Raw genomic sequence first — 7,112 nt, forward strand, 5'->3', positions numbered from 1 at the left:
TGTCCTATTAGACTTGGCGACAGCTATAATGGTCAGGTAATAGGCAAAATGGCACTTAATTTACTTGGCAACGGTTTCGGAACCACTTTGGCTTTTCTATTTTTGATTTTTTGTTCTGTACTTAGTTATAAAAGCCAAAGTGGTTCAAAGAGGGGGGGGTGGTGCAAAGCTACCCCCTCTTTGGATTTATAGCAAACTTGCATCACTGAGATAACGCCTCTCAGAGCAGTAGGTCATTAAATATACGCCGTTCATCATTCTAATGGTGCTAACTCGAACTCGAAAATCATCAGTAATAAACCAACAGCGTTCTTGTCCTTGATTATTGTCATATTCTGTATCAATAGTTAAGATTCCATCCTGTCCAAACCAATATCTACTAATTACAGGAATTTTTTCGACATAGCCTTGATTGCGTAAAAGTTTGCCCGAACGACCTGTTTGATCATCCGGTATATCTACTAATATGGCAGCTTGATCGGGATTTGGTTCTTGTCCCCCCTCTTCATGGGCTTGCCACATAAAACTGGCTCCCCCAGAAGCGATCGCTTCCGAAAATTGTCCTTCCCTCCCCTGAGCTTCACAGATGTTTTTAACTCTCTGATCGTTGCGGGGCAAGACTTTAATATGAATCTTGGATTCCCCCGACTCATCTTTGACCGCATCAAAATGATGAACGGTACGATGAATAAACCAGATTCCCTCGCTCTTGCGAAAGAAATCCATCATAGTCATTGGCGGTACTAGCACTTAACTTCTCCTTAAGTTAATCTTCTATAATATAATATTTCCATTTTTTACCGAAAGATGGAAATACTATAGCAATCCTAAATGGTTTGTGGAATCGCCCCCCCAAGGGGAGCGATTCCACAAACCAAAAAATCTACAAATGATTTAGAACCGCCATATAACGAAGCTATTGCATTCAAGCAAACACAACAAATCTTTGGCAAGGGTCGCATAGCAATCATTTCCAAAAATTTGTTGGTTTGGGTTTAATCACAAAAGATTGTCATAAACTAAGTAGCTAAACCTCTGAACCACTGATCAAAAAATATTTCCGTTAAGACCTTACAATCATGAAAGAACATACAGAACAATATAAATATCAAGAGATTTTAGATGCGATTAAGTTAGGGCATTCCTTGAGAATGGTCGATCTTTATCAGTGTGATCTGCGCGATCAAAACTTAAGCAAGGCAAATTTGCATAAAGCAATTCTTGTTCGGGCGAATCTCGCTCATACAAACTTGACTATGGCAGATTTAAGTGGAGTGGATTTGCGTAGTGCGGATCTAAGTCATTCACTTTTACGACAAACAAATTTACAAGGTGCTTGTCTGTATCGTGTCAATTTATGTGGAGCAGATTTGTCTGGTGCAAATCTGCTAGAGACTAAATTGCAGGGAGCTTTATATGATAGTCAAACAATTTTCCCAGAAGGGTTTGCCTATAAATCATCAGGAGCTGTGGGTCCAGGAGCCAACTTAAATGGCGCGCCATTTAATACAGCTAATCTCAAAAATGCAGATTTACAGGGGATTAACTTTTTGGGCGCATATTTAGGAGGAGCAGATTTGTCTGGGGCAAATTTGAGGGGAGCGAAATTAGTACAAGCAGATTTGCGTCGCGCTTGCTTAGTTGGAGCTTCGTTGCAGAATGCTCGATTAAATGGCGCAAATTTAGCTGGGGTAGATTTGCGATCAGCTAATTTAACGGATGCAGATTTCGAGAAGTTTGAAAGTATTGCAGGGGCTGATTTTACTTATGTTGTAGGTTTAGCAGAGTCTATGCGATCGCTTTTACTCAGACATCCTCAGCAAGATCTAGAAACTTTGAATCCTCTAACTCTCAAGACTACCCTAGCAAGTTTATCTGGTAGTGCTAAATAGTTAAGGATTGACGACGTGCTGCCCATCCTTAAACTATAGCAACGTAATAGATAGTGAGGACAAATCAAACCCCTAAAGATGAGTTGCGGCGCTTTGCGCCGCAACTCATCTTTAGGGGTTTATGTCCTAGCTTTGCGCTCAAACCCAAACCAAGGAAACTTTCAAAAGTTTCCTTGGTTTGGGTTTGAGCGATAATTGCTGTAGGATTACTATATTAAGTACAAAGTTAAGTACAAAGTTAAGTACAAAAATCACGTCTATATCTGTGAAAGTCTAATACGAAATCAAGAGTGAAGGAGCTGAGGAGTAACCGTAATGTCAGTATTTTATTTTGCGAGATTCATTTTCAAATTTTATGCTGGCTCGATCGCTATTTTAGTTTTGGTAAATGCTCTCTCGACACTTTAAATTGAGAATCTTACTTTGTGCGTTAGAATAAGCCCAAAAACCTATATGTCAAGTAGCTCCAGCGATCGCAAGCAACGGAATTCTCGGCAAAAGCCTCCATCTAGGATCGCACGTTTCTTTAAGTGGCTCGAATGGCGCTTTGCTACACCAGAATTTATTGGGGGAATGTATAGCACCTTTACGATCTTCTTCTTTATGGCGGCAACGAATACGCTGTCGGGTTGGTTGTATGTCATTAGTGGCGTAAGTTTTGCATTGTTAATTGTGGGGGCTGTAATGCCCAAGCGCTTGCTAGCAGAAATGGTGGTAAAGCGATCGCCCATCGATCCTGTAAGTGTCGGTGACGATCTGTGGATGGATTTGACGATTCAAAATACGGGGCGGACTGAGAAAAAACTGCTCGAAGTCAGCGATATACTGCCAGAAAATCTTTCCAATATTCTGCAACAGGATGTAGTAATTGAGATAATTGCCCCCCTGCAAGAATATCGCTGGAGCTACGAAGCCAAAGCTACTAAGCGCGGTATATTTTTATTTAGATCGACGGAAATCGCTACATCTAGCCCTTTGGGACTGTTTCGCAGTCGTCGTGTCTGTCCATCAGGACAAAAGGTGATCGTTTATCCCAGGGTAATCCCCCTCGATCGCTGTCCCTTGGTTGACCAGTTAGGACAGGACACCAGTCCCCGTCAATATAGCGACGAACATAACTACAGCAATGCATCGGAAGGCTTAACCAAAACTTTACGTCCATACCGATGGGGCGATCCGACTAGATTAATCCATTGGCGTACTAGTGCCAAATTTGGGGAATTACGGGTGCGCGAATTGGAAGTAACCCTTGGAGGACAGGAAGTAGCGATCGCCCTCGACAATTCCGCAGGATGGCAGCCTGAAGCCTTTGAGGAAGCGGTAGTAGCCGCAGCTTCTCTCTATTTTTATGCCCAAAAATCCAAGCTAAGCGTGCGCCTATGGACAAACGATACAGGGATCGTCCAAAGCGATCGGGCTGTCTTAGAAACATTGGCTGCGGTGAATATTGCTTACCACTCGGTACCTCCTACCGATATTCTCAAGGATCTTCCCGATCTCCCTGTTGTGTGGATCTCCCACAGTACTGATAGTATTGCCTATTTACCTTTGGGCAGTCGATGGCTATTGTGGCAAGCTTCAGGAAAAGCGACTCCAGTATCGGTTCCCAATCAGCGATCGCTGGGATTAGTAATCGAGACGATATCCGATGCTGATGACTTGAGTTATAAGTCTTTGCGATCGCAGCTTCAGGGATATCTCGCCACTTAATACCAATTCCCAAAATGGCAACGCCATTTTGAAAATCTCAAAACCTTACTGGGTTTGGTGTTTAATTCACGAAAGTGTGACAGCACTTTCGTGAATTGGTATAAATCGCCTGTATGAGGACATACAACGCTTTGCGCTCAAACCAAAACAAAGAAGATTTTTGAAAGCTTTGCTTAGCAAAGCTTTCAAAAATCTTCTTTGTTTTGGTTTGAGCGATAATTGCTGTAAACCCCAAGAATTGATTGGCGGCGCTTCGCGCCGCCAATCAATTCTTGGGGTTTGAGCTATAAATTATCGTATAAGTCAGCAATGATGATATTGGAAAATAGCCAACCATCGGGAGAAACTAACATAATCCGTATATCTTCCGAATATTCGACAAACTCGACCCAATGGCGATCGCGATAGCGCTCCAGACATTCACAGGCGCGATCGCATAGTTCCCTCCCAAAAGCGGTAACCAGAGCGTTCAAACTCAATCCTTCCGCCAATCGCAATCCCTGCATTAATGTATCCATTAGCTCCTCCGCAGGCGTAATTGTGGGAGCCGTAAAGCCAATTCCCTCTGACTTCCATTGCGCAATAGCATCAAAATAGAGGCGTATTTTGCGGGGGCGATCGATTCTTTGACGGTTAATATAACTAGTTGCCCCCATACCCATGCCGTAAAAGGGTTGATTGTACCAATAGGTCAAATTATGTCGAGCTTGATAGGAAGGCTTCGCATAGTTAGATATTTCGTAATGTTCATACCCCTTAGCAGTCATCAACCGATGGGCAGCAAGATACATCTCGACGGTTAGCGATTCTGAGGGTAATGGTCGATCGCCTGCTTGATAGCGTTTGCCAAATGCCGTCCCTTCCTCAACAATGAGATCGTAAATGGAGAAATGGGTCGGTTGTAGAGCGATCGCCGATCTTAGAGAGAATTCCCAATCTGCCATCGATTGATGGGGAAGTCCAGAAATTAGGTCTAAACTAAAGTTCTCAAACCCAGCTTTTTGAATTGAGTCAACTGCTGCATAGATATCCTCTACCGTATGCCCTCGCCCACAAACATCCAATAATTCCTGCTGAAAAGCCTGTGCGCCAAGACTAATGCGGTTTATCCCTAAACTTCGATATCCTTGTAAACTTTCCGTACTAACAGTTCCCGCGTTAGCTTCTAAAGATATTTCCGCATCGGTAGCGATCGTAAAGTATTTAGCGATCGTTTCTAAGATTTGGGCAACCTGTTGGACGGTTAGCAAAGATGGAGTGCCACCACCAAAAAAGATTGTTTGCAACTTCGCCTTAGGTGGAATCTGTTGGATAGTAAGTATAATTTCTTGACAGAGAACATCAACATATTGCTGTTTCAAATTTTCCCCGCCAGTAGTAATTGCGAAGTCACAGTAAAAACAACGTCTTTTACAAAATGGAATATGCAGGTATAAAGACTTAGGAAGGATTTGACTCAAGGCAATAGTTAATCTGTAATGAGGTTATGCATCTAAAGAATTTTTGATTTTTAAATTTAGCAAGCAATTCTATAGTTCACAGCAATCTTATACCAATTCGGCACTGGTCAGCTAATGGGGGATGGATTCTGAAATGCCCATTTCATGCCAACAAAAAAGTGCAAATATGTCGATCACGCTTTAACTGACCAGTGCCCAAATAGTATCCTGTCACCAAGCGATCGCCTACAGCTTATCAAGCGATATAAGGGACTTGCGACTTAATGAAGTACCAAATATAAAACCAGGATCGTTGGTGCAGCGGAGCCGCACCAACGATCCTGGCAAATCTGGATTGGCATCTTATTTTCTCGCAAGTCCCTAAACATTTCTAAAAGCGTTCCATCATCTTATACTTAGCATCGTGGCTGGGCTTAGCCCCTTCGCCACAGGTGCGGGGGGTTGGCAAAATCTTCGTAGGATTGGCAATGCCCTTAGGATCGAAGGCATTGCGCACCCATTGCATGGTTTCCAAATCCGACGGGCTAAACATCTCTGGCATATAGCATTTTTTATCCGCGCCAATGCCATGTTCGCCTGAAATACTGCCGCCAACGCGCACGCAGAGTTTCAGAATCTCACCACCTAACTCTTCCACAGTTTCGAGAGCGCCAACTTCCGCATTATTATACAAAATCAAAGGATGCAGATTACCATCGCCAGCATGGAACACATTGGCTACATGATAACCATATTTCTCGCTGAGCTTCTCAATTTCTTGCAATACATAGGTAAGCTTTGTTCTCGGAATTACCCCATCCTGAACGTAATAGTCGGGGCTTAGGCGACCCATCGCCGCAAAAGCTGCCTTTCTACCCTTCCAAAGACGGAGCCTTTGTTCGGGGTCGATCGCTGTAGTCACATTTCGCGCCCCATTTTGATAGCAAATTGCTTCCACTCGTTTGGCACTCTCGGCAACTTCTATTTCTAATCCATCAATTTCAATTAGCAGAATTGCCGCCGCATCTCGGGGATAACAATTGGTGGCGACAGTGTCCTCGACCGCATTGATGCTCATATTATCCATAATTTCCATTCCTCCAGGAATGATGCCAGCCCCAATCACATTGGATACGGTTGCTCCTGCGGCTTCGACGCTGGTAAAATCGGCGAGGAGTACTTGAATTGATTCCGCAGATTTCAGGATCTTGAGTGTGACTTCTGTGGTAATTCCGAGGGTTCCCTCAGAGCCGACAAATAGCCCCGTGAGATCGTAGCCAGGACTCTCAGGGATTTTGCCGCCAATATCGGCGATCGCGCCATCGGGAAGGACGATTTTTGCGCCGAGGACGTGATTGGTGGTTACTCCATATTTCAGGCAATGAACTCCACCTGAGTTTTCCGCCACATTACCACCGATGGAACAGATGATCTGACTGGAAGGATCGGGCGCGTAATAGAATCCTGCACCGCTTACGGCCTGCGTCACCCAGTTATTGATGACTCCTGGTTGCACGACTACCCGTTGATTTTCCATGTCAATCGCTAAAATCTTTTTCATGCGTGAGGTGACGATTAGGACTGAGTCAGGCAAGGGCAACGCGCCACCCGATAAACCCGTGCCCGAACCTCTCGCTACAAAGGGGAGACGATAGCGATCGCATACCTTCACCACGGCTGATACTTCTTCGGTAGTAAGGGGCAAAACGACGATCGCGGGTTGTTGTTTGTAGCTGGTCAGTCCGTCACATTCAAAGGCGATTAACTCTTCGCGAGTGCGCACAACATAGCGATCGCCGACGATTGCAATCAAAGCGTTAGCGATCGCTTGCCAATCAATAATCTGGGTTTGCGCTGAGGAAATATTGGGGATGGGGGCGATCGCAGTCATGTTGTAATGTCAGAGGAGCAACTAAGTCTATCCTACAGTGATTTTAGGGATTCAGATTTGGGGATTCAGAGAGATGTAAGTAGCTAGGCATAATTAAAAACCAAAACCAGAGAGCATACCGCCCGCGCAGCGGGCGGTATGCTCTTCTAGGTTTTAAGTTTACTTATGCCTAGCTACTTA

At 44.2% G+C, this 7,112-nt stretch carries 6 protein-coding genes; 3 read left to right on the forward strand and 3 right to left on the reverse strand.

Annotation, left to right across the window (positions count from 1 at the left end; all coding sequences use genetic code 11):
- A partial coding sequence (locus AC805_RS26975) for a hypothetical protein (RefSeq protein ID WP_231663787.1) occupies window positions 1-192 on the forward strand: 192 nt, incomplete at its 5' end.
- Here the strand turns inward: AC805_RS26975 and AC805_RS19195 are convergent.
- A complete protein-coding gene (locus tag AC805_RS19195; RefSeq protein ID WP_055076886.1) occupies window positions 187-735 on the reverse strand; it encodes a phycobiliprotein lyase in 549 nt (182 codons plus the stop codon). The two genes, AC805_RS26975 and AC805_RS19195, sit on opposite strands and share 6 nt — an antisense overlap.
- Before the next feature lie 344 nt (window positions 736-1,079).
- Here AC805_RS19195 and AC805_RS19200 point away from each other — a divergent pair, with 344 nt between their 5' ends.
- Entirely contained in the window at window positions 1,080-1,892 is an 813-nt protein-coding gene (locus AC805_RS19200; protein ID WP_055076887.1) for a pentapeptide repeat-containing protein, read from the forward strand.
- Between the two features lie 453 nt (window positions 1,893-2,345).
- Window positions 2,346-3,602: a DUF58 domain-containing protein gene (locus AC805_RS19205; RefSeq protein WP_055076888.1), complete on the forward strand. Its 1,257-nt coding sequence runs from the start codon at window positions 2,346-2,348 to the stop codon at window positions 3,600-3,602.
- Between the two features lie 284 nt (window positions 3,603-3,886).
- Here AC805_RS19205 and hemW read toward each other — a convergent pair whose 3' ends face one another.
- Window positions 3,887-5,062 carry a radical SAM family heme chaperone HemW gene (hemW, locus tag AC805_RS19210; protein ID WP_082429558.1) on the reverse strand — a complete coding sequence of 392 codons (1,176 nt, stop codon included), beginning with the start codon at window positions 5,060-5,062 and terminating at the stop codon, window positions 3,887-3,889.
- Window positions 5,063-5,432: 370 nt separating this feature from the next.
- On the reverse strand, window positions 5,433-6,932 hold the full coding sequence (glcD, locus tag AC805_RS19215) for a glycolate oxidase subunit GlcD (protein WP_055076890.1): 1,500 nt from the start codon (window positions 6,930-6,932) through the stop codon (window positions 5,433-5,435).
- Window positions 6,933-7,112: the final 180 nt, after the last annotated feature.

This window comes from Pseudanabaena sp. 'Roaring Creek' (genome assembly GCF_001402795.1).
Lineage (GTDB): Bacteria > Cyanobacteriota > Cyanobacteriia > Pseudanabaenales > Pseudanabaenaceae > Pseudanabaena.

What these genes read in the sequence shown, in the direction of transcription:
- AC805_RS19195 (WP_055076886.1), bottom strand. Translation starts at nt 735, where the DNA reads ATGACTATGATGGATTTCTTTCGCAAGAGCGAGGGAATCTGGTTTATT.
- AC805_RS19200 (WP_055076887.1), top strand. Translation starts at nt 1,080, where the DNA reads ATGAAAGAACATACAGAACAATATAAATATCAAGAGATTTTAGATGCG.
- AC805_RS19205 (WP_055076888.1), top strand. Translation starts at nt 2,346, where the DNA reads ATGTCAAGTAGCTCCAGCGATCGCAAGCAACGGAATTCTCGGCAAAAG.
- glcD (WP_055076890.1), bottom strand. Translation starts at nt 6,932, where the DNA reads ATGACTGCGATCGCCCCCATCCCCAATATTTCCTCAGCGCAAACCCAG.